Below are 19,473 nucleotides of genomic sequence, written 5' to 3'. Positions count from 1 at the left end.
ATACGCATTTGAAGACATAGAGCAGTATGATAAAGTCGTTGTACAAAAGCTCTCAAAATCATGAATTCAAACGGGGTGCACACACTATGTGGAAAGTCAGAAGGCTACGGGAACCCTTAAAGAATTTGCAGCAGCGCATACGCCGGGGAGGGTGGCTCGGTAAACTCGGTCAAGGGCTGATCGCGCTCGCGGGGTATATTCGGCAGCTTTCATTCAAGTCGATGGGGACCAAGTTTTTTCTTGGATTTGTTGTGAGTAACGTGATTTTTGTGAGCATTGTCGGGTTGTTTTCCTATTCGATTTCCAGGGGGATCGTCCATGATAAGGTTGCGAACGCCTCCAACGAAACGATCAAGCAAGCCGGCGGTAAATTTGATTTGTTGTTTGCGCAATACGGGCAGATGGCGACTGAATTGACGATCGATACCGTGGTACAAGAGGACTTGACCAAGCTGATGAGCAGCCGGACGGCTGAATATGATAAAATTCAGACGAAGGACGCGCTTCACGATTTCCTTTCCCGCAAATCGAACGCCGACAAGTCGATTACGAATATCACCATAGTGTCCATGAACGGGGAGAAGATGGCGACCAGCCAGGACCGGATCAATTTGAACCCGCAAATCGTCGATAAAGTGATCGCGGATGCGCAGGCGGGCAAGGAATGGCTGATTACGGCTACAGCCTCCTACACCGAGAGCACGGAGCCGACATTCGGCATCGCTAAAGTCGTATCGGACATTCAAAACGGCGACCCGCTGGGTGTTTGTATGATTGAGTTTCGTACCTCGTCTTTGGCCGAGGAAATCGGTAAAATTACGCTTGGCGATTCAGGCAAGGTCTATCTGCTTTCGTCTGAGCAGGCGGTCATCGCTTCCGTCAATAAAGCCGAATGGAGCTTGCCTTACGCGAACCCGCTGCCGGGCGATTTTATGACCGCCGACAACAGCAATAAGACGCTGGAGATCGGCGCTCTGGGCGAAATGCTCGTACAAAGCTACAAATCGCCCATTAACGGATGGGTGATCGTCGGCATGACGCCGATGGCTGAGCTTGTCAACGCTGCCGACCGCATCTTGCTGGTCACGATCAACTCGCTGTGGATTGCGGCGCTGAGCGCAGCGATCATCGGCTTCCTGATGGCCCGCAGAATCAGCCGTCCGCTGGCAGCGTTAAGCGACTTGATGAGCCGCGGCGAAAGCGGCGATTTGAACATTCGCGCCAACTTCAAGCGGCAGGACGAAATCGGCGTGCTGGGTGCAAGCTTTGACCGAATGATGGCACAAATTCAATTACTTGTACAAGAAACCAGTCAGTCTGTGATAGAATTACATGGTAAGGCTCAGGAAATCATGAGCGCTTCCAAAGCGACCGCAACCTCTGCCCGGGAAATTGCCATTTCCACAGAAGAAATCGCCAAAGGCGCGGCTGGACTTTCCTATGAAGCGGATCTGGGCAATCGTCTTTCGATGGAGCTGGGAAGGAATATGAATCTGCTCAAGAAGTCGAACGACGAGATGAGCGGCTCGGCAGCCGAGGTACAGCGGGCAAGCGAGCAAGGCGCGACATTTATGTCGAAGCTGACACAGAACTCTACCAATACGGAAACGCAGATTCGGCTGATGGGCGGCAACGTCACCAAGCTGAAGAACAGCACGTCCTCGATTCAAAAAATTCTCGATGTGCTGACGGCGATGACCAAGCAGACAAACATTCTGTCACTTAATGCTTCCATCGAAGCCTCACGCTCTGGCGCAGCCGGTAAGGGGTTCATGGTCATTGCCGAAGAAATTCGCAAGCTGGCGGAGCAGTCGAAAAAGTCGATCGATCTGGTAGGCGGCATTATTGACCAGATTCATGAGGAGGTCGATCTCACGTTAACCTCAATTCAAGCCGTATTCCCGGTTTTTGAAGATCAAGTGCAGGCTGTTCGCGATACGGAGCATATTTTCAGTCAAGTGGAAACACGGATGGAAGGCTTTATTCATTTGCTTGGCACGGTGACGACATCGATCCAGCATCTGGATGAGTCGCAGCACGCACTGCGCACGGCCATGACGAATGTCAGCATGGTGGCGCAGGAATCGTCCGCTTCCTCACAGGAGGTGGCGTCGCTTTGCGAGGAGCAGTTGAACGTAGGCAACCAGTTGGAGGAGTTGTCCGAGAAGCTGGATTACTTGTCGCTTTCCCTAAAAAAATCAGTCGATAAGTTCACGTATTAACGGTTTATCGGCCTCACATTTGACCGTCAGGGGCTACTTTATCAGTAGCCCTGCGGTTGTTTTCAGACTCAGATTGAAAAACAAAGGACTGAATGTCGATATGCGCAGATGGTTCTCGAATTTAAAGCTGATCCAGAAGCTGCTCATTCTCATGATGATTTTTATTCTGGTCCCGCTTCTGTGTCTGGATTGGTTCATCTCGCAAAAGGTAGAATCGACCGCCACGGACCAGATGGGAAGCGCGACGCTCGAACTGATGAAGATGAATCACGTGTCGGTAGATCGGATTTTGTCCGATCTCGACGAGGCGACGGAAAAGATCATGATCTCGCAAGAGGTTCAGAGCATCGCCAACGTTCAGAACGAGAACGACAGTCTGGAAAGGCATAAAAGCCTGGACAGCTATATCAATCGCTATACGGACAATCAGGTCCGTTACATGTTTTTGCTGCCGGAAAGCGCGAAGCTGTTTTCCTTTTTTCCGTTTGTAGATTATTCGAACAATGGTGTATTCTATGCGGAGCATTTGTCCCAGTTCAAATGGTATCAAGCGGCGCGGGATGCCAAGGGCAAGGGGATACTCGTCATTGAACAGATGAATGAACGTCCTGTGCCGCACAATTCCACTATGTATATCCGCGATATGAACAGCATCTACACGGGAGATTCCACGCTGGGCGTACTGATTGTGGCTAATCTCGAACTGCGGTTCCAGACGCTGCTCAGGGCGCTGAACACCTTTGACAATATGGAGATTTATTTGCTGAACGAGCAAAATCAAGTGCTTTCCAACGTTGGGGAATCGATGGTCGGGGCGGTGGAACAAATACCCGAGGAGCTGGACCATATCGGCTCGGGCGTCTTCATTGCCAAAGAGAAAAAGCATTCCTGGCTGTATGCGGTTGACCGCAGCGAGGAAAGCAAGACGAGTATTCTGGTCAAAATTCCGCTGGATTCACTGACCGGCCAGCAGCAGGTGCTGCAAAAGCTGATTCATTATTTGATGATTGTGTACGTTATCATTTTGCTGCTGGTCAGCAGTTATTTCATTCGCTCCTTCCTCAAGCCCTTGTCGCGCCTGGCGCGTCTGACCTTTGATTACGAGCCGGGGGAAGCCCAGCGCGCGCGTTATGCGCCGGAAAGCCGTAACGAAATTTTGCTGCTAAACAATAAGCTGATCGAAATGACCAACCGGCTCGATCGGATGATTCACGAGAAATACGATCTGGAGCTGCGGCAAAAGGAAATCGAGCTGTCATTCCTGCATTCGCAGATCAACCCGCATTTATTGTACAATACGCTGGACTCGATTTATTGGCGGACGATCGTCGAGAATGCTGAGCATTCCTCGGAAATGATCAAGGACCTGTCGATGCTGCTGCGCATCGGGCTGAGCCGCGGCAAAATGCTGATCACGATCAACGAGGAAATGGCGCATACAGAAGCGTACATCCGACTGCAGCTCAAGCGATACGATTTTCAATTTGAGGTGTTCTGGGATATTGAAGAGGCCGCCAGACAGCAGACGATCCCCAAGGTAGTGCTGCAGCCGCTTGTGGAGAATGCGATTATTCATGGCATTAAAAATATGGAAAACGACGGTAAACTGTGGATTTCCGTGCAAATCGTCGGCGAGGTCGTTGAAATTGCCATCGAAGATAACGGTTACAAACGACCGGAGCCGGAGATGCTGAATGCGATTATCAATGAACAATACAAAAACAAAGGCTATGGCATCATCAATGTGCATAAAAGAATCAGGCTTCATTTCGGCGAGCCGTACGGCTTGAGCTACCGCCTGGGCCAGCATGAGGGCATCCGCGCTGTAATCACGATTCCGAATCACACGAAACCAGATGAATAGCGGGAGGGAACAACCATGTACAACATATTAGTCGTAGACGACGAGCCTATGATTTGTAAAGGGATTGCCGCCATTTTGCTAGGCTCCAATCTGCAAATTTCCGAGGTGTTTATTGCCCATAACGGGTTTGAAGCGCTCGACTTTTTGCGGCTGGAGCAGATCGACCTGGTGTTCACGGACATCCAGATGGAGAAAATGAACGGCATTGAGCTGATCGAAAGCATCTATCTGGAAAATCCGTCGCTGCCGATCGTCATTTTATCCGCCCACGGCGAATTTGAATATGCGCAAAAGGCGATTCGCTTCGGCGCCAAGGAGTACCTCGTCAAACCGGTCATGCCGGACCGGCTGGTTGGCGTTGCCCGCAATCTGCTGGTGGAGAAAAAGACGAAATCCGAAACGCTGGAGCACTTCACCGAGCAGAAAAAACAGGCCGACTACGCCACGCTTAACCAAAACGATATTTTGAACGAGCTGGTCACAGGGACGATTGACGAGTCCGAGGTGGACGACTTGCTCAAGGAGCTGGATTACCGCATTAATGGCGCCTATTTCTGTGTCATTACGCTCAAGCTCTATCTGGATAAGGGCGGGGTGAACGATCAGGAGATTTTGACGCTCAAGGACCGCAACCTGATGAAATACGCTTCGTTCAACATTATTGAAGAGACTGTTCGCGAGTGGGATCATCTGATTTTTTACAACTATAATTCCACCTTTTCGCTGATATTGCAGCTGACGGAAGATGAGCAGCGCGACGCTTCACGGGCGAACCAGTTGCTGATGATTGCGCAAATCCTGCATAACAACTTGGAAACGTATCTCAAGATCCGCAGCGTAATCGGCATCAGCAGCATTCAAAAAGGGGTTCCGCAATGGCCGTCGATCTATAACGAAGCCGTGAAGTCGCTGAGCTGGGGAGAAACGAACAAAGGCCACTATGCGTTTTATATTGGAGATATCGGGAAATATAAAAACGAGGAAACGAGCGAGAATCAAATCGACGAGGCGAACAATCGGTTTGTCTATGAAGCGAAGAAATATATTGAGCAAAATTACTGCAATAAAGGCTTGAAGCTGCAGGACATCGCCGACTCCGTGCATTTGAGCCCGAACTATTTGAGCTATTTGTTCAAACGGGTGATGGGCACGAATATTTGGGACTATGTGACCAAGCTGCGGATGGACGAAGGCAAGCGGCTGATCCTGACGACGGACAAGCGCCGTTACGAGATTTCCGAGGATATCGGCTACGAATCGCCGGAGCATTTCAGCAAGATTTTCAAAAAATACTTCGGTATTAACATCAGTGAACTGAAAAATTTGAGCAATGCCAATTAACCTTTGTAGTGCCAATTGTACAGTAATTTGAGACATCATATGCGTAACAGCACACATCGCTGACTACCCCGAATCCTCTTATAATAAAAAATGTAAATACAACGTATTCATATTTTGAAAGGGGATCACACAAGTGAAAAAGAGACTTACAACTTCGGTAGTCAGCTGTGTTGCTCTGGCCGTCATTCTCGCAGGTTGCGGCTCTAACTCCGCTTCTTCTCCTAGCCCGGAAGCTTCCACGCCGGCAGGAACGGCTGCTCCAACAGAAGCAGCTAAGAAAGACGTCACAATCACAGTTCAAGGCTTCAAGCCGGACCAAAAAGAAAAGAACGATCAGCTCAACCTGAGAATCGATCGCTTCAAAGCAAAAAACCCTAACGTAACAGTTAAAACGGACGATTGGCAGTACAACCCGCAAGAAATCGGCATCAAAATGGCTGCTAACAACGCTCCTTCCGAATACACCACTTATGCAACAGAAGGTAAAGCTCTCGTTGACAAAAAATGGATCGCCGACCTGACCGATTGGATGAACGGCTGGTCCCATGCGAAGGACATGAACCCGCTGCTGTCCAAGCCATTCCAAGTTGACGGTAAAACATACGGCGTGCCTGTTGACGGTTACGTCATGACGATCACCCTGAACAAAAAGCTGTTCCGCGACAAAGGCGTAGAGCTTCCTCCAATGGATTGGACTTGGGACGATCTGATCGACGCAGCGAAGAAAGTCAACGATCCGGCTAAAGGTATCGCAGGCTTTATCCCGATGGGTAAAGGTACTGAAGCTGGTTGGAACTGGACGAACTTCCTGTACGCTGCCGGCGGCGACGTTCAAAAGCTCGACGGCAACAAAGTTGTTGCTACATTCAACTCCGACGCTGGTCTGAAAGCGCTGGAATTCTACAAAAAGCTTAAAGACGAGAACCTGATCCCGCAAAACTGGGCACTCGGTTACGGCGATGCGCTGAACGCATTTGCTCAAGGCCGCGGCGCGATGGTTATGTGCGGAAGCGGTAACGCAGCTGATACAGCCATCAACGAAGGCGGCATCAGCAAAGACGATATCGTTGTATATCCAATTCCATCGGTCACAAAAGGCTCTAAACATACTGGCGTACTCGGCGGTAACTACAAAGTTATCAACCCTAAAGGCGACAAAGATCAACAACAAGCGACATTCAACTGGGTTGTTGACGAGTACTTCACGGATGAGTTCCTGACGTCCACTGAAAAAGAAATCCAAGACAGAAAAACGAAAAACCGGATCTACATTCCGCAACCAATCAACTACTGGAACGATGACTCCGATTTCGGTAAAAAATACCAAGACGTTCTGGGCAAATATCCAGACAACGTCTTCAAATACGATCCACAGCTGGTCAGCCTGTGGGATGGTAAGCCTGAAGCTCAATACGAAGGCCAAAAATACTATGCCGAAATGGCGAACGTGATTCAGAAGATCTTCACAACGAAAGACGTGGATCTGAAGAAAACGCTCGAAGAGACTTCCAACAAGGTCCAAACCGAAGTATTCGACAAAGTTAAAATCGAATAGGTTGACGTTTACCATTCGGGTCATAGCTGCTGATTTGTCGGCGGCTATTGGCCCGAATTGTTTTTCTAGGACTTTACAACTAGAACATAACATTGCACATAATCAAAATAATAATAGCCATTCATAATTTTCTAATATAAGTTAAAGTATATAGTATAAACTGAAGGATAAGGAGTGAGGTACTTTGGAGGTGCAGCTCAATGTGCAAACGAATTCAACTGTCCGAAAGAGGATCAACTGGTATTTGTGGGGCACCCTTTTCGTAATTCCTGAAATTATTTTGTTTTTCATCTTTTTATGGGTTCCAATCGTGAAAGGCATTGTGTACAGCTTTTACAATGTCGACTTTATGGATGGCAACACCTTTGTGGGATTTGAGAACTATCTAAGCATTTTCCATGATTCGCTGTTTTGGATTTCCATTAAAAATACGTTTTACTACATGTTCCTGGGTATTGTGTTTGGCTTCTGGGTCCCGCCTTTGATCGCAATCTCGGTCTCCGAGTTAAAATGGTTTCAAGGTTTTGCAAGAATCGTCGGTTATTTGCCAAGTGCCGTACCGGCCATCGTTTTGTACGGGATGTGGATGTGGTTTTTCGATCCCGTGGGTCCGATCAATAAATTCCTGACTAACGTTGGGTTGTCGAAGATTGAGTTCTTCAGCCCGCATATGGCGATGGTCTCGATCGTATTGATGGAGACTTGGCAAAACTTCGGTTCCGCTACCTTGATCTATATAGCAGCTATCGTAAGTATCCCGAAAGACCATTATGAAGCAGCAGAAATCGACGGAGCCGGCGTTTGGCAGCGAATTCGATACATTACCCTGCCAAGCATCAAAACGCAAATGGCGCTGCTTCTGATGCTCCAGGTGATCGCTACATCCCAAGGCTTCCAGGCTCAACTGCAGATGACGGATGGCGGCCCTAACAATGCTACCTTGACTTACCTGCTGTGGTTGAACCATACGGCCTTCCAGCAATTTGAATTTGGCAAAGCGAGCACGATGGGCAGCATCATGTTCTTCTTCTTGGTATTCCTTTCGATTATTTACAATCTTCTGCAACGGAGGAGCGATGCGGCGTGAAGTCCAATGACCGTGGATTAATATCCCCTTATGATTTTAAAAAGCCCTCTGTAAAGATTGGCTACTTCTTCATGTGTTTGTTAATTCTGCTGATGACAGTCACCATGATTTATCCGTTTCTGGATACGTTCTTCAGTTCCTTGAAAACGAGGGAAGAATTCTTCGCGTTCCCGCCAAAGTTTTTGCCGGAAAAATGGTTGTGGCATAATTACATCGCGGCTTGGACTGATTTTAATTTGCCGCTCGGTACCTTTCTGAAGAATACAGTTTTTATTTACCTGGGTAACATCGCCTTCTCCGTCATTTTCATCGGGCTGGCTGCTTACGCGCTGTCCCATTTGCGGGTTCCCTTCAAGAAATGGGTGACGCTGTACTTCCTGTCAACGCTGCTGATTCCGCCGGCTACGTACATCGTTCCGAACTTCTTGAACCTCCAAAGTCTCGGATTGACTAACACCTATTGGGCGTTTTGGCTGCCCGCGGCAACCAATGCTTTTTATCTGGTGCTGCTGAAAAGCTTCTTTGACGGCATCCACAAGGAAATTCTGGAAGCGGCCCGGATTGATGGGGCAAGCGAACTGAAATCGTTCTTGAGAATTGCAGTACCGCTGTCTACGCCAATTATCGGGACGCTGCTCATTCTTTCGTTCTCGACAACCTGGAATGACTTCTACTGGCCAAGCATTGTCATGACGGAGAAAAACATGTATCCGCTGGCAACCGGTATTTACCGCTATGTCTTATATCCGCAATCGGTTATTCCGTGGAGTATACGTTTTGCTATTCTCGCGATGGCGATGGCGCCGCCGATTCTGTTCTTTATTACGTTCCAAAAGTTTATTGTTAGAGGATTATCGGTATCCGGCGTCAAAGGATAAGGGGAAAAGGGTGCACAAGCAGAGTCCGCTCTGATTGCCGTACCCTTTTGTTCGTAAAATTGTAACGACCCTAGACAGATTTCACACACGGAGAGGACTGACTGTCATCATGTTCAAATTGTTCTACAATATGAATTTGATGCGGAAATTTATCGTTCTTCTGATCGCCTTCGTCGTTATCCCGATTTTGCTGCTGGATGGCTTTATCAGCAAGAAGGTGGAATCCATCACGGAAGAGCAGGTCGGGAGCGTACTGCTGCAGCTGGTACGAGCCAATCATCTGACATTGGATCGTGAGAATTCGGATCTGGATGAGAAGACGGAGAAGATTATGATTTCTCAAGAGATTCAGCAGCTTCAACAGCTGCCTTCTTCATCCGAATATGAACGATTCGGCAAGTTTAACGCAGTAGACGAATACTTGAGAAAATATTCGACCAACTCGTCGCATTTCAATTATTCGTTTTTTTTCCAGGATAGCAATGGTTTGTATTCATTTGTGCCGTCAACGGATTTGCTGAACAAAGGTGTGTTTTACACCAGCATGTCCAAGCTGACCTGGTTCGAGGAAGCGGAAAGGGCAAAGGGCAAAGGGATCGTCCGTGTAATTACCCGCTTCGGGAACAATCCGAATGAATTCAAAACCGTCGCCTATCTCCGGCAGTTAAACAGTACAGTGGATGGCAATTCCGTAATTGGCTATTTGGCTTTATCCGGTCTGGAGTATCAATACCAGCAGGATTTCGTGCTGTTCGACAAGTTCAAGCGAGCCGAAGTGCTGCTGCTGGATGCGGACAATCTGATTCTATCGAGCAGCATGAGCAAATATCAGATTGGCGATAAATTTGCGCAGCTTCCCGATCAAGGACAGTCAGCCGGGCAAGGCGTAGTGAAAGTGACGGAAGAAGGCAAGATGTGGATGTATGTCATCCATGCAAGCGAAGCCACCGGAACCAAGCTGGTTCTCAAGGTGCCCGTTGATTCGATCATTAGCGAGCATGTAGCCGTGCAGCGCTGGATCGATCTCATCATGGTTATTTATTTTGTCATTCTGATTGTATTGAGTGTGTACTTCATTCATTCGATTCTAAAGCCAATTTCAAAGCTTGCCCGCGTAACGCATTTGTATCAGCCAGGCATGCCGTTATCGATTCAGCTCAAGCCGAACAGCAAGAACGAAATTGTGTTGCTGAACAACTTGTTTGTCGAAATGACGAACCGCTTGAACAAAACCATCTATGAGAAATACGAGCTGGAGCTGGAGCACAAGGAAATCGAGCTGTCCATACTTCATACGCAAATCAATCCACACCTGCTATACAACACGCTGGAATCCATCTACTGGCGCACGATGCTGGAGGGAGCAGCCGACTCCGCCGCGATGATTAAGGATTTGTCCTTGATTATGCGTATCGGGCTCAGCAAGGGTAAGCTTTTGATATCCATCGGCGAAGAAATCAATCATGCGGAAGCGTATCTGCGCTTGCAGCTGTTCCGTTACGATTACAGCTTCCAGGTAGATTGGGATGTACAGGAGGAAGTCAGAAACTTTCTGATTCCCAAAGTCGTATTGCAGCCTATTATTGAAAATGCAATTGTGCACGGGATCAAGAACATGAATCAAGACGGACAGTTGTGGATTTCGATAGCGTTGCAGGAGCAGACGATTGTGATCACGATTGATGATAACGGTTATCGCAAAGCGAACTTGGCGCAAATTGCAGCGATTCTGCGCGGTGAAGAAAAAGGCAAGGGCTATGGAATCGTCAATGTGCAAAAAAGGATTCAGCTGCATTTCGGAGACAAATACGGTTTGATCTACAGCGAGCGGCCCAAGCAAGGCGTGAGGGTCACAATCGTGATTCCCGCCATAACCGCGGAAGAATAGAGTTTTGCGGTTCTTTGCTGATTGCCTGATTTTGCGGCGATTGGCGGATAGAACTGCTCCCTAATTCCTATGGATTTTTTCAACATCGTGTGATAGTGTTAAAATCATAATGGCCCTAAATGCGACGGCTCAGGAGGAATAACAATGGGATTTCAAGTAGGAGGCATTCCAGTTTCCGGCGTCATTGTCACTTCCATTCAAAACGGGAAAAACATTGCGCAAGAGGTAGTACAATCGATGGTGAATGAAGTGAAAAACGATCCAGCCAGGCAGCTTAGAACGATGCAGCAACCATCGGGTCTTTCCAGTTTCTTGGATATCAAGATCTGATCATAAGTTGAATGAATGAAGCTGTTTCCCAGGTCGATCCGTCCCGGGGAGCGGCTTTTTTCTTTGAATAGATTGGAGGAATAGGGACATCTTATCCTTATCGAGCACAATTGTGTACTTATGGAGGAATGTTCAGCATGTCCGAGATCAGAATGCCGATATCGGCTACCGAACTGGCTACGGTATGGATGGCCTATCAAGAAAAAACATTGATGCTTCAATTTATGAAGATTTGGCTTGAGAAAGCGGAGGATCCCCAGGCCAAGGACATCTTGCAGCAAGCGTATACGCATCTGCTTACCCACCTTCAACGACTCAAAGGGCTGTTTCAGTCGGAGGATGCCGTGCTTCCTGTCGGTTTTGACGAATCAGACATTGTGTTGGGCGTTCCACGTTTATTTGATCCTCATTTTGATTTAATGTGGCTGCGTGCGATCGCCAAAGTGGAAATCGGACTGTATGGCCTGCATTCAAGCATGTCGTATCGGGAAGATGTTCGCAGCCTGCAGACTTGCTTTACTCAGGAAGCGCAAGAAATATATAATCGAACGACGGATTATTTGTTGCGAGCGAATATTCTGGTTCGTCCTCCCTACATTTCGATGCCCGTAAAAGTTGAATTTGTGAAAGATAAAAATTATATGAGCGGATTTAATTGGTTTACGGAAAACCGGCCTTTGAATGCGATTGAAATTGCCCATCTGTATCAGGCGGTGGAAACGAATATCATTGGCATACAAATGATGAACGGATTCGCGCAGGCGGCTGCCCATCAGGACGTACGTGAGTATTTTCAAGAAGGCGCCACGCTGGCCCAAAAGATTGTGTCAAATCTTAGCGAAGTGTTGACGAAAAGTGACATTCAGCCGCCGGCAAGTTGGCTTGGTAAGGCAACGACCTCGACGGTTTCTCCTTTTTCGGACAAATTGATGATGTATTTGACGAGCTTGCTGACGAATTTTGGATTGGGCAGCAGTGTGATTGGCTCCGCATTCAGCTTGAGAAGCGACTTGCCGGCACGAATGATGATGCTGGGCAAAGATATTATGTTTTACGCTAAAAAGGGTGGAAAAATAATGACTGAGCACGGTTGGATGGAGGAACCGCCGCAATCCGAAAATCGCAAAAATTTAATTCAAAATAAATCCTGAGTCCGAAATGGATAACCCTTATGGAGAGACAGTGGCAGATCGAAAAAATATTGTGGAGTATCGCTCTCCCCGGATTCGGTCAAATATTAAACAAAAAATATGTGAAGGGTTTGCTGTTTATAGGTCTGGAGTTTGTGGTGAATATGAACGCCCATCTCAATGACCTCATTATCTTCAGCTTTCAAGGAGATACAAGGCAAGCCATTCAAGCAACCAATTATCAATGGCTCATGTTCTATCCTTGTTTGTATATGTTTGCCATTTATGACGCCTATCGCGATGCTGCAGCTGTAAATAAACCCTATGTCTATTTGCCCTATATAGCGGCTGCATATTTCGCGACACTAGGCGTGGTTTATTCAGCCAAATGGAAGCTATTCGGAGTGACGCTGGGTCCGGTGTGGCTGCCAATCGGATTTTGCCTGGTAGGAATCGGAATCGGACATTTGCTTAGGATGATCATTTTACACATGGGAAGAGCAGCGAAATAGCTGCTCTTTCCTTTTTTATTGTATACTTGCTATGCAGGCTGCTTATAGGAAAGCAAGCTAATGAACACTGAAGGGGAAGCGAGCTTATGTTTGAAAAAGGCTGGGATAAGCTGTCTGAAGTTACAGGCGGCAAAGGTGAACAAACGATTCAAAAATTAATGAAATTTTCACCCGATCTGTGCAAATACATTGTAGAGTTCGCTTATGGCGATATCTACTCGCGATCAGGACTTGATCTGAAACAGCGGATGATCGTGACGATGACAGCGCTGATTACCCAAGGAGATTGTGAGAAGGAACTGAGCGTACATGTCGGCTCGGCGCTAAACGTCGGACTTGAGCCGCAAGAAATCGTGGAGGTAGCGCTTCATTGTATTCCATACATAGGATTTCCGCGGGTTATGAATGCCATAGGAATTATCCGTAACGTATTTGAAGAACGGCAAATTAAATACCCGGAACTGTAGCTTTAAACCTAAAATTCAGTTGTATAAAGCACGGTTAGCCATAAGCATGTAGAAGACGAGTTCTTATGTAGCAGAACGTCTGTAAAGAGAGTTGGGTTCAGTTTGCATCGTTTCTTCAATGTCGCAAATCCGTACAATTAATTGCCGGATACGTTCCAGAGGAATCTCGCGACTGGCATGGCGTGCAGCCAGCGCCTTCAAGTTGATGCCAAAGCGTTGCGGATAACGCCGATTAATGGTAAGGTCATCAAGTTCAACGCCAAGTCCGATATCAAGCTCCTCCATATCCTCGCTCTCCATTTTCTGAAAAGGAGCTTGTACGGGAATATAAAGCATGGACTTGCTCCAATCCAATTCCCCGTCGGCAAAGCGGACGAATAAGGTTTGCGGACGTAATCCTTCTTCAAAAAAATCATAAAATACGGACAACTTGGCGATGATCATCGCCCTCCCTTCCGTTGTCGCAGCCGATCCAGCTTATCCATGACAAGTCGAGTCTGCTCCGACCAATTGGATGAGTCGTATTTACGTGGTTTTCGCACTGCGGTATCATAAAATTCCTGATCCAGAATTCCCTGCAATCTGCGCCGTTGAATCTGTTCAAGCCGGGTTACGGCCAGCCGCGGGGTCACATTAAATTCCTCGGTTAACAGTTCTACGGCCTCGCTTTGGCGTTCGGGCAGGATCAACTGCCGAATCATAGAGAAGGGCAGGGCGGCATAGAGCTGAAAATTGCCTGCGTCCTGTTCTTGCCATTCCAGATACGGTGTCGGCATATGCATTTGATTGCCGGCATGCCTCAGCACATGACAGATTTCGTGAAGAAAATCCTCCCATTGTTCCTGCCGGGATAAACGTCGATCAATATTGATGGAGAACAGCCCGTTCTGTTCAACGGCCATGCTGCCCATATCCATGTAGTAGACCCAAATATTCAGCTTGCCGGACAGATAACCGATATTCAAATGCTCTGGAGACGTTACGTCCAATTGTTCAAATAACTGGTTAATCCACTGTTCCAGAGGAGTCGGCTGATAAGAGAAAAGCATAGATCACCTCTTGAAAGAGAATATATGTTCGTATATTTTGTATAAAGAAAAGCCCGCGAGGGCTTGTTCTTGCTTATTGCTGGCTGTCCGGCGTGCGGCCTTGCTGCTGCTGCTTAATGAAGTGCCAGAATCGAAGCATTTCATCCCGTCGCTCTTTGGGAGCATTCTGAAAGTCCTTGAAAAACAGGCTGACCTCAGGATCGTCTGCTTTAGCGGCATCAGAAGCGTGTGCCGAAGTAAATTCGTCTTCTTCCGGAGCAAATCCGGCCAATAATAGCAGATCGTTCATATCGGAGCCGGGGAGCGCTCTTGCCAGTGCAATAACGGTTTCCCTGGAAGGACTGAACCTGTTATTTTCAATTGAATTAATGAAGGAATAGCTGATGCCGGAGCGCTCTCCCAGCTCACGCAGAGAGAAATTTTGCTGCTGCCGGAGACGTTTGATTCGGTTCCCGAATTCGATCATATCTTTCATGGCTTCATCACCTGATTTCTATTATAACTGTTTTGATTGTCGAAACACAAGGGGTTGTGAGAAAAAAAGTTTGGGATTTCACAACATTTTGTGTTGAAAAATTAAACGATTTTGAGTAGAATTTGTTTAGAAGCACAAAACGTCAGAATAAGGAAATGGTGGTATGAGAAATGGACCCTATTACAATGTTGAACCCGGAGACTTTGGACCGTACCGCAACACGCAGAAGAGTTGAATGGATTCTGGAGCAGGTCAAAGTCTTCAAGCTGCGCCAGCAAGTCAGACGTCTGTCCGACTTGACGAACGCTTCCTCCCATATGAACAGCCGCAATCAGGTTCGGGAGGGAGAAGCGGTTTACCGCACCGCGGACGACCGGCTTTCGCACATTTGCGAGAAGGTGGATCAGGCGCTTGCCTGTCTGGAGAGCATCGAGCAGGAGATTGTTATCCGGAAATATTTGAGCAGGGAAACCTGCTATGATTTCCTGCTGTGTCATGAATTGAAGCTTAGCGAGCGTACTTACAGAAGAATCAAATCCAGAGCGATGAGCAAGCTGGCCTATTTGCTTGGACTTGAAGTCGCCGGCTGTCAGCAATCGGGTTAACAATATCATGGATCAGGAGGCAGATCGTATGAAGAGAAGAGAAATAAAGCCAGTTGTACTCAAGCAGCCGAAACGTTGCAAAGGATGTGTGTGGGGACATTGGGAAGGCGTACGACAGTATTGCAGCAGACCGATCTGTGCAAAGGAACAACGTTTTTTTGAAGAAAATGTTTCGAAATTAAAAACATTTTTGGCGTAGCAAGTAAGATGGAATGGGCAGAGGAAGGTTGATAGCGATGAAGATTAAAATTGCAAAAGAGTTATCCGTTTATTTGAAGCAGGCCAATTCATCATTGGTAGACCGATTTCTTTTTACAGATTTTCTTCCGGTTGGGGCAGCCGAAGCGATTTTGCTGGAGGAGCTCGGCGGGGAGTTGCCGGTTCTTGACGTATCTGAATCCAGCTGCTGTCTTTCAATTACCGTGTGCAGCCAGTCGCAGACTAGAGCATACGATCGCATATGGGAGCTTGTGAAAATGTTGACTGAGCCCACATCAGGCATTATTAAAGTAAACGGTCGTTCTTACACAGTGAATATGGTAACACTGCCTGCTCCTGAACGCTTAGAGGAGGAAGGCCGACATGTTATGAGCTGTTTGGTCAGGGTTAGCCAGGTTTCAGAGGTTGTCGAAGAGTGGCTGGAGACGCTGGTCAGGTTTACAGAGTTCACGTTAGGAGAAGGATGGAGGGTTTATCGCGGCTTTCAGGGGAGCTGTCGGCCGAGTGTTTCTTGGCAATGTACGGGAAGGGAGCTTAATGCGGCGGTCGGCATGGTATCCCGGCTGGTTAAGCGTTTCTCAGCTCGTATATGCGCGGAAGATGCCGATAGCTATCAATATGCAGTAGATAAGCTCATGATTGCACTAGCGAATCAAATCAAGTTTACTTCTGTGACTGAAGGGATCGATTTGTCTATTTCTGGAATTACGGAAACTAGAGCTGAGAAAGGACAAGCAACAGGTGAACTCACGATTGCATTAGCAGGCCAAATTCCCCGGGCGCAGCCGGCCGCTCCGTATATGTCGGGAGTTCGTTTTCAAGCACCTTTTGCATTTGCAAAATAACTTCTTTGCTATCAGAATGAAGGGCTGCGAGCCTCACCTCCACTTGAAAGGGGATGGATCATGCGAAAGGAAGATTTCCTGCACCAAATAATGCCTTCAGCCATGCAAGCGATGCAACGATATGGTATTCTGGCCAGCGTACTCGTCGCTCAAGCGATTATAGAGAGCAAATGGGGAAACAGCGTCTATGGTAATAATATATTCGGTCTAAAAGACAGATGTATGGAACGTTCGACTTTGGAATTTGTAGACGGCGTATGGGTACGAGTTTTGAAAAACTTTCGTGTTTATAAAGACTGGGAAGGCAGTGTACACGATTATGCCAAGTCTTTAAGCACTTCCCCGGAATATTCTCAATTGTTGTATGAAATGGATTATCGCAAGGCTTGCACAATGATACAGGATATTGCTGGCATGGCGGCAGCCGGCTACGCTGATAAGTTGATCTGCCTGATCGAAGAGAATCATTTATATCAGTATGACCGCGTTACTACAGAGGGTTTAAGCCACTTCGAGATGCAGGGCATGAGTATGCGAAGCGTATAGGCATCAAGTGACCTTAGTTTCCACAAACGTGTGGAAAACGGGGTCATTTTTCGTAGCGGAATTTCAATGAGCAGGATGAGGATCACCTCTGAAATAGACCTGACATGGACAGGCTTGATTTGCACGAAATATCTGGATAAAAATGGAGAGATTTTGGTTAAAAATCGTAAATCGTTTTCCTGTTTTCGTTTACAAGCAGGAAGCGTTGCTGGTAGAATTAAGAGTGTCGAAGGAAGTCTCTTCCTGTCGACGGAAAACGTTTTATCTTTTGGTGGAGGAAGGAGACGCTGCTGGCAAACGTCCATAGTAGAACTTAATCGTATGTTAATCAGGAGGATGATGGTGTGAGCGCCAAACAATTGCCCATTTACCCGACCCAGCTTGTGGGGAAATTGCATCATAGCTTGCCGCAGTCGATCATTTCGGACAAGCAGCGTTTCGAGGCTTGGTTTTTCAGTAATTACATTCAATTATTTTGCAATAAAGGAGATCGGGGAAGCTTTCCGGTCAACTTTTACGAGTATTTCTTGTGGGATCATCCGTTTCCGCCCTTGTATGCAGAGAAGCTTACGCGGGGCACGATCGAGATGCTGGGGATGGATTTGTTTGATTTTATCGTCAAGTGCATTGACAGCGGTAAATATGTTTATGCGTATGTGGATGAATTCTATGTACCCTTTTTGACTTATCAGCGCTGGCATTACGTTCATGATATTATGATTTACGGCTATGACCTGGAAACGCGGGAGCTTGATGCCGTCGGCATGACCCAAGCGAATCATTTTGGAACGGCGCGTATTACGTTCGAGCAGTTTATGGAGGGATACCAGGCGCCGACGCAGCATGAGTATCAGCACGATATTTTCCTGTTGCACGAAAAGTTCAATACCACGTATGAATTTGATCTGGTGCTGGTGCGCGAGCTGTTAGAGGATTATGTGTATTCGCGCAATACGTCGACGCGTTATCGGATGGTCGCCAATCCACTGGATTGTCTATTTGGCATGGAAATTTATGATCGTTATATGGATGATTTGCGTCTAGCGAAGGAGACCGGCGAGCTGATTTCCTATTTGCCTATCCATACGATGATGGAGCACAAGGAATGTATGCTGAGGCGGATGGAATATATGCGCGATCACGGACATGTTGACGCGGAGCGCGTTGTTCCGGTGATGGAGGCGTACCGGGAGGTGACGCTGGCGACGCAGGTGCTGCGCAGCATGATTCTCAAGCGCCATCGCACGCGCAAGGACAATCCGACCGTTGATCAGCTGCTCGACAAGGTGGCTGTTATTCGCGATAAAGAACGTCAGGTGTTGCTGGACTTCCTTGACATCCTTCCGGACACGCAAGCGTAAGAGGTTTGTAGTAGAAAACGGCTGTTTCCGTTCTCGTGAGCGGAGCAGCCGTTTTTTGTATATCCATGTAATGGAAGGTTGTCGATCCAAGATCAAGATTTCAAGGCCCGCTCGTCGCGGACAAAAGCTATGAAACGTCTGACTTCATCGGCTGTCAGTCGGCGGCCGTCAATAGCAAATGCACATTTTCCGATGGCTTGCTCGTCGGTAAGCTCCAACAGCTCCGCTACGTGACGTGCCGGCTGGTTGACTGGAGCGGGCTCGCTGCCGGTGCTGCTTAACAAGTAGTCTATGGAGACGTTAAAAAAAGCAGCGATTTTGTTGATCGTATCGTAATCGGGCTCCCGGCGGGACGTTTCGTAGTGTGAAAGCGCCGCTCGGGAAATGCCCAGCTTGCCCGCCAATTCCTCTTGGGTCAATGCGCTGTTCTCACGCAGCTGGGCAATTCGCTCCCCGTATTTGATCATGCTCAGCTTCCTCACATTTCCATCAAAGAGTAATAACATTATTTCCGTATTGATAAACGTATTATACCAGTGATCCGCGGTGCAGGAAAATGAAAAAAAGCAGATTTTTCCGCAATTTTCGCGAAATCGGCATGGTTTTGGCAGTTCTTGCGGGTAACCTGCCGCTAGAATTCGAGAAAGAGTCATCTTTTCCCGATTGGCCGCATATCGTTACACATCACGGTCGTAGACATACAAAGTGTTACAGCTTACGACATGGAAGCACATTTCGGGAGGGAATCGTATGCAAAAGGATGTTCAAGTGTATTGTGTCGGCTGCGGCCGGATTGTCACCGGCGATCAAGCGGAGCTGGTATTTAAAACGGGTTTTTATAAAATTACGACCCCGCTGGGGCTTTGCGATGTTTGTGCGGTCAAGCCCGCCGAGCCTGCGGGCGCGCCGACGGCGATTGCGTTTGAACGCTCGGCCCATGCTGGCCGGCTGCCCGCAAGCCCGTCTTTGGACACGACCGTCAAGCTGTCCAGCCATTCGCAAGTCGATACGTCCACGGGATCTTCCGTTAGTCCTTCCCGGGGAGTGGGCCGATATCGGTTGTCGCGGGCGAGATAGGCCAGAGGAGACAACGTTGGCT

At 47.7% G+C, this 19,473-nt stretch carries 21 protein-coding genes; 17 read left to right on the top strand and 4 right to left on the bottom strand.

The window, feature by feature from the left end; genetic code table 11:
* Positions 1-251: 251 nt before the first annotated feature.
* From B5M42_RS25515 to B5M42_RS11570, 11 genes are all read left to right on the top strand, one after another.
* Complete coding sequence (locus B5M42_RS25515) at positions 252-2,222, top strand: methyl-accepting chemotaxis protein (RefSeq protein WP_167689757.1); 1,971 nt, start codon at positions 252-254, stop codon at positions 2,220-2,222.
* 100 nt (positions 2,223-2,322) lie between these two features.
* Positions 2,323-4,086, top strand: a complete 1,764-nt coding sequence (locus B5M42_RS11615) for a sensor histidine kinase (protein WP_134751454.1) — start codon at positions 2,323-2,325, stop codon at positions 4,084-4,086.
* Between the two features lie 15 nt (positions 4,087-4,101).
* Positions 4,102-5,427 (top strand): response regulator transcription factor, encoded by a 1,326-nt coding sequence (locus B5M42_RS11610; RefSeq protein ID WP_134751456.1) that lies wholly within the window; start codon positions 4,102-4,104, stop codon positions 5,425-5,427.
* Between the two features lie 133 nt (positions 5,428-5,560).
* A complete protein-coding gene (locus tag B5M42_RS11605; protein ID WP_134751459.1) occupies positions 5,561-6,982 on the top strand; it encodes an ABC transporter substrate-binding protein in 1,422 nt (473 codons plus the stop codon).
* Between the two features lie 190 nt (positions 6,983-7,172).
* The gene (locus B5M42_RS11600) at positions 7,173-8,069 is read left to right on the top strand and encodes a carbohydrate ABC transporter permease (protein ID WP_230632880.1); all 897 of its coding nucleotides are present in this window, start codon (positions 7,173-7,175) and stop codon (positions 8,067-8,069) included.
* Between the two features lie 71 nt (positions 8,070-8,140).
* Positions 8,141-8,947: a carbohydrate ABC transporter permease gene (locus B5M42_RS11595; RefSeq protein ID WP_134751461.1), complete on the top strand. Its 807-nt coding sequence runs from the start codon at positions 8,141-8,143 to the stop codon at positions 8,945-8,947.
* A 109-nt stretch (positions 8,948-9,056) separates the two neighbouring features.
* Entirely contained in the window at positions 9,057-10,835 is a 1,779-nt protein-coding gene (locus B5M42_RS11590; RefSeq protein ID WP_134751463.1) for a sensor histidine kinase, read from the top strand.
* 144 nt (positions 10,836-10,979) lie between these two features.
* On the top strand, positions 10,980-11,165 hold the full coding sequence (locus B5M42_RS11585; protein ID WP_134751464.1) for a hypothetical protein: 186 nt from the start codon (positions 10,980-10,982) through the stop codon (positions 11,163-11,165).
* A 137-nt stretch (positions 11,166-11,302) separates the two neighbouring features.
* Positions 11,303-12,316 (top strand): DUF3231 family protein, encoded by a 1,014-nt coding sequence (locus tag B5M42_RS11580; protein ID WP_134751466.1) that lies wholly within the window; start codon positions 11,303-11,305, stop codon positions 12,314-12,316.
* Between the two features lie 20 nt (positions 12,317-12,336).
* Complete coding sequence (locus tag B5M42_RS11575; RefSeq protein WP_134751468.1) at positions 12,337-12,807, top strand: hypothetical protein; 471 nt, start codon at positions 12,337-12,339, stop codon at positions 12,805-12,807.
* 86 nt (positions 12,808-12,893) lie between these two features.
* Positions 12,894-13,274, top strand: a complete 381-nt coding sequence (locus tag B5M42_RS11570) for a carboxymuconolactone decarboxylase family protein (RefSeq protein ID WP_134751470.1) — start codon at positions 12,894-12,896, stop codon at positions 13,272-13,274.
* A 63-nt stretch (positions 13,275-13,337) separates the two neighbouring features.
* On the opposite strand, the gene B5M42_RS11565 is transcribed toward B5M42_RS11570, so the two are convergent.
* The 3 genes from B5M42_RS11565 to B5M42_RS11555 form a co-directional block, all read right to left on the bottom strand.
* Complete coding sequence (locus tag B5M42_RS11565; RefSeq protein WP_134751472.1) at positions 13,338-13,718, bottom strand: hypothetical protein; 381 nt, start codon at positions 13,716-13,718, stop codon at positions 13,338-13,340.
* Positions 13,715-14,323 (bottom strand): ImmA/IrrE family metallo-endopeptidase, encoded by a 609-nt coding sequence (locus B5M42_RS11560; protein ID WP_134751474.1) that lies wholly within the window; start codon positions 14,321-14,323, stop codon positions 13,715-13,717. Before B5M42_RS11560 ends, B5M42_RS11565 begins: the two co-directional genes overlap by 4 nt.
* 73 nt (positions 14,324-14,396) lie before the next feature.
* Positions 14,397-14,798, bottom strand: a complete 402-nt coding sequence (locus B5M42_RS11555; RefSeq protein ID WP_134751476.1) for a helix-turn-helix domain-containing protein — start codon at positions 14,796-14,798, stop codon at positions 14,397-14,399.
* Positions 14,799-14,968: 170 nt separating this feature from the next.
* On the opposite strand from B5M42_RS11555, the gene B5M42_RS11550 reads away from it, so the two are divergent.
* From B5M42_RS11550 to B5M42_RS11530, 5 genes are all read left to right on the top strand, one after another.
* Complete coding sequence (locus B5M42_RS11550; protein WP_134751478.1) at positions 14,969-15,403, top strand: ArpU family phage packaging/lysis transcriptional regulator; 435 nt, start codon at positions 14,969-14,971, stop codon at positions 15,401-15,403.
* A 28-nt stretch (positions 15,404-15,431) separates the two neighbouring features.
* Positions 15,432-15,602 carry a hypothetical protein gene (locus B5M42_RS11545; protein WP_230632864.1) on the top strand — a complete coding sequence of 57 codons (171 nt, stop codon included), beginning with the start codon at positions 15,432-15,434 and terminating at the stop codon, positions 15,600-15,602.
* A 37-nt stretch (positions 15,603-15,639) separates the two neighbouring features.
* Positions 15,640-16,467 (top strand): hypothetical protein, encoded by an 828-nt coding sequence (locus tag B5M42_RS11540; RefSeq protein ID WP_134751482.1) that lies wholly within the window; start codon positions 15,640-15,642, stop codon positions 16,465-16,467.
* Between the two features lie 60 nt (positions 16,468-16,527).
* Positions 16,528-17,013 (top strand): glycoside hydrolase family 73 protein, encoded by a 486-nt coding sequence (locus B5M42_RS11535; protein WP_134751484.1) that lies wholly within the window; start codon positions 16,528-16,530, stop codon positions 17,011-17,013.
* 344 nt (positions 17,014-17,357) lie between these two features.
* A complete protein-coding gene (locus B5M42_RS11530) occupies positions 17,358-18,374 on the top strand; it encodes a hypothetical protein (protein WP_134751486.1) in 1,017 nt (338 codons plus the stop codon).
* A 92-nt stretch (positions 18,375-18,466) separates the two neighbouring features.
* Here the strand turns inward: B5M42_RS11530 and B5M42_RS11525 are convergent, their stop codons facing one another.
* The gene (locus B5M42_RS11525) at positions 18,467-18,841 is read right to left on the bottom strand and encodes a helix-turn-helix domain-containing protein (RefSeq protein ID WP_134751488.1); all 375 of its coding nucleotides are present in this window, start codon (positions 18,839-18,841) and stop codon (positions 18,467-18,469) included.
* A gap of 283 nt (positions 18,842-19,124) precedes the next feature.
* Here B5M42_RS11525 and B5M42_RS11520 point away from each other — a divergent pair, with 283 nt between their 5' ends.
* Positions 19,125-19,451 carry a hypothetical protein gene (locus B5M42_RS11520; RefSeq protein ID WP_134751490.1) on the top strand — a complete coding sequence of 109 codons (327 nt, stop codon included), beginning with the start codon at positions 19,125-19,127 and terminating at the stop codon, positions 19,449-19,451.
* The last annotated feature ends 22 nt before the right edge of the window (positions 19,452-19,473 follow it).

It is taken from the genome of Paenibacillus athensensis (assembly GCF_004514475.2).
Taxonomy (GTDB): Bacteria; Bacillota; Bacilli; order Paenibacillales; family NBRC-103111; genus Paenibacillus_AL; species Paenibacillus_AL athensensis.
This window is presented reverse-complemented; position numbering and strand designations above follow the sequence as displayed.

Bases quoted from the DNA above. Each gene is read 5' to 3' on its own strand.
- B5M42_RS11615 (WP_134751454.1), top strand. From the start codon at position 2,323: ATGCGCAGATGGTTCTCGAATTTAAAGCTGATCCAGAAGCTGCTCATT.
- B5M42_RS11610 (WP_134751456.1), top strand. From the start codon at position 4,102: ATGTACAACATATTAGTCGTAGACGACGAGCCTATGATTTGTAAAGGG.
- B5M42_RS11595 (WP_134751461.1), top strand. From the start codon at position 8,141: ATGTGTTTGTTAATTCTGCTGATGACAGTCACCATGATTTATCCGTTT.
- B5M42_RS11590 (WP_134751463.1), top strand. From the start codon at position 9,057: ATGTTCAAATTGTTCTACAATATGAATTTGATGCGGAAATTTATCGTT.
- B5M42_RS11585 (WP_134751464.1), top strand. From the start codon at position 10,980: ATGGGATTTCAAGTAGGAGGCATTCCAGTTTCCGGCGTCATTGTCACT.
- B5M42_RS11580 (WP_134751466.1), top strand. From the start codon at position 11,303: ATGTCCGAGATCAGAATGCCGATATCGGCTACCGAACTGGCTACGGTA.
- B5M42_RS11575 (WP_134751468.1), top strand. From the start codon at position 12,337: ATGGAGAGACAGTGGCAGATCGAAAAAATATTGTGGAGTATCGCTCTC.
- B5M42_RS11570 (WP_134751470.1), top strand. From the start codon at position 12,894: ATGTTTGAAAAAGGCTGGGATAAGCTGTCTGAAGTTACAGGCGGCAAA.
- B5M42_RS11565 (WP_134751472.1), bottom strand. From the start codon at position 13,718: ATGATCATCGCCAAGTTGTCCGTATTTTATGATTTTTTTGAAGAAGGA.
- B5M42_RS11560 (WP_134751474.1), bottom strand. From the start codon at position 14,323: ATGCTTTTCTCTTATCAGCCGACTCCTCTGGAACAGTGGATTAACCAG.
- B5M42_RS11555 (WP_134751476.1), bottom strand. From the start codon at position 14,798: ATGAAAGATATGATCGAATTCGGGAACCGAATCAAACGTCTCCGGCAG.
- B5M42_RS11550 (WP_134751478.1), top strand. From the start codon at position 14,969: ATGGACCCTATTACAATGTTGAACCCGGAGACTTTGGACCGTACCGCA.
- B5M42_RS11545 (WP_230632864.1), top strand. From the start codon at position 15,432: ATGAAGAGAAGAGAAATAAAGCCAGTTGTACTCAAGCAGCCGAAACGT.
- B5M42_RS11540 (WP_134751482.1), top strand. From the start codon at position 15,640: ATGAAGATTAAAATTGCAAAAGAGTTATCCGTTTATTTGAAGCAGGCC.
- B5M42_RS11535 (WP_134751484.1), top strand. From the start codon at position 16,528: ATGCGAAAGGAAGATTTCCTGCACCAAATAATGCCTTCAGCCATGCAA.
- B5M42_RS11525 (WP_134751488.1), bottom strand. From the start codon at position 18,841: ATGATCAAATACGGGGAGCGAATTGCCCAGCTGCGTGAGAACAGCGCA.
- B5M42_RS11520 (WP_134751490.1), top strand. From the start codon at position 19,125: ATGCAAAAGGATGTTCAAGTGTATTGTGTCGGCTGCGGCCGGATTGTC.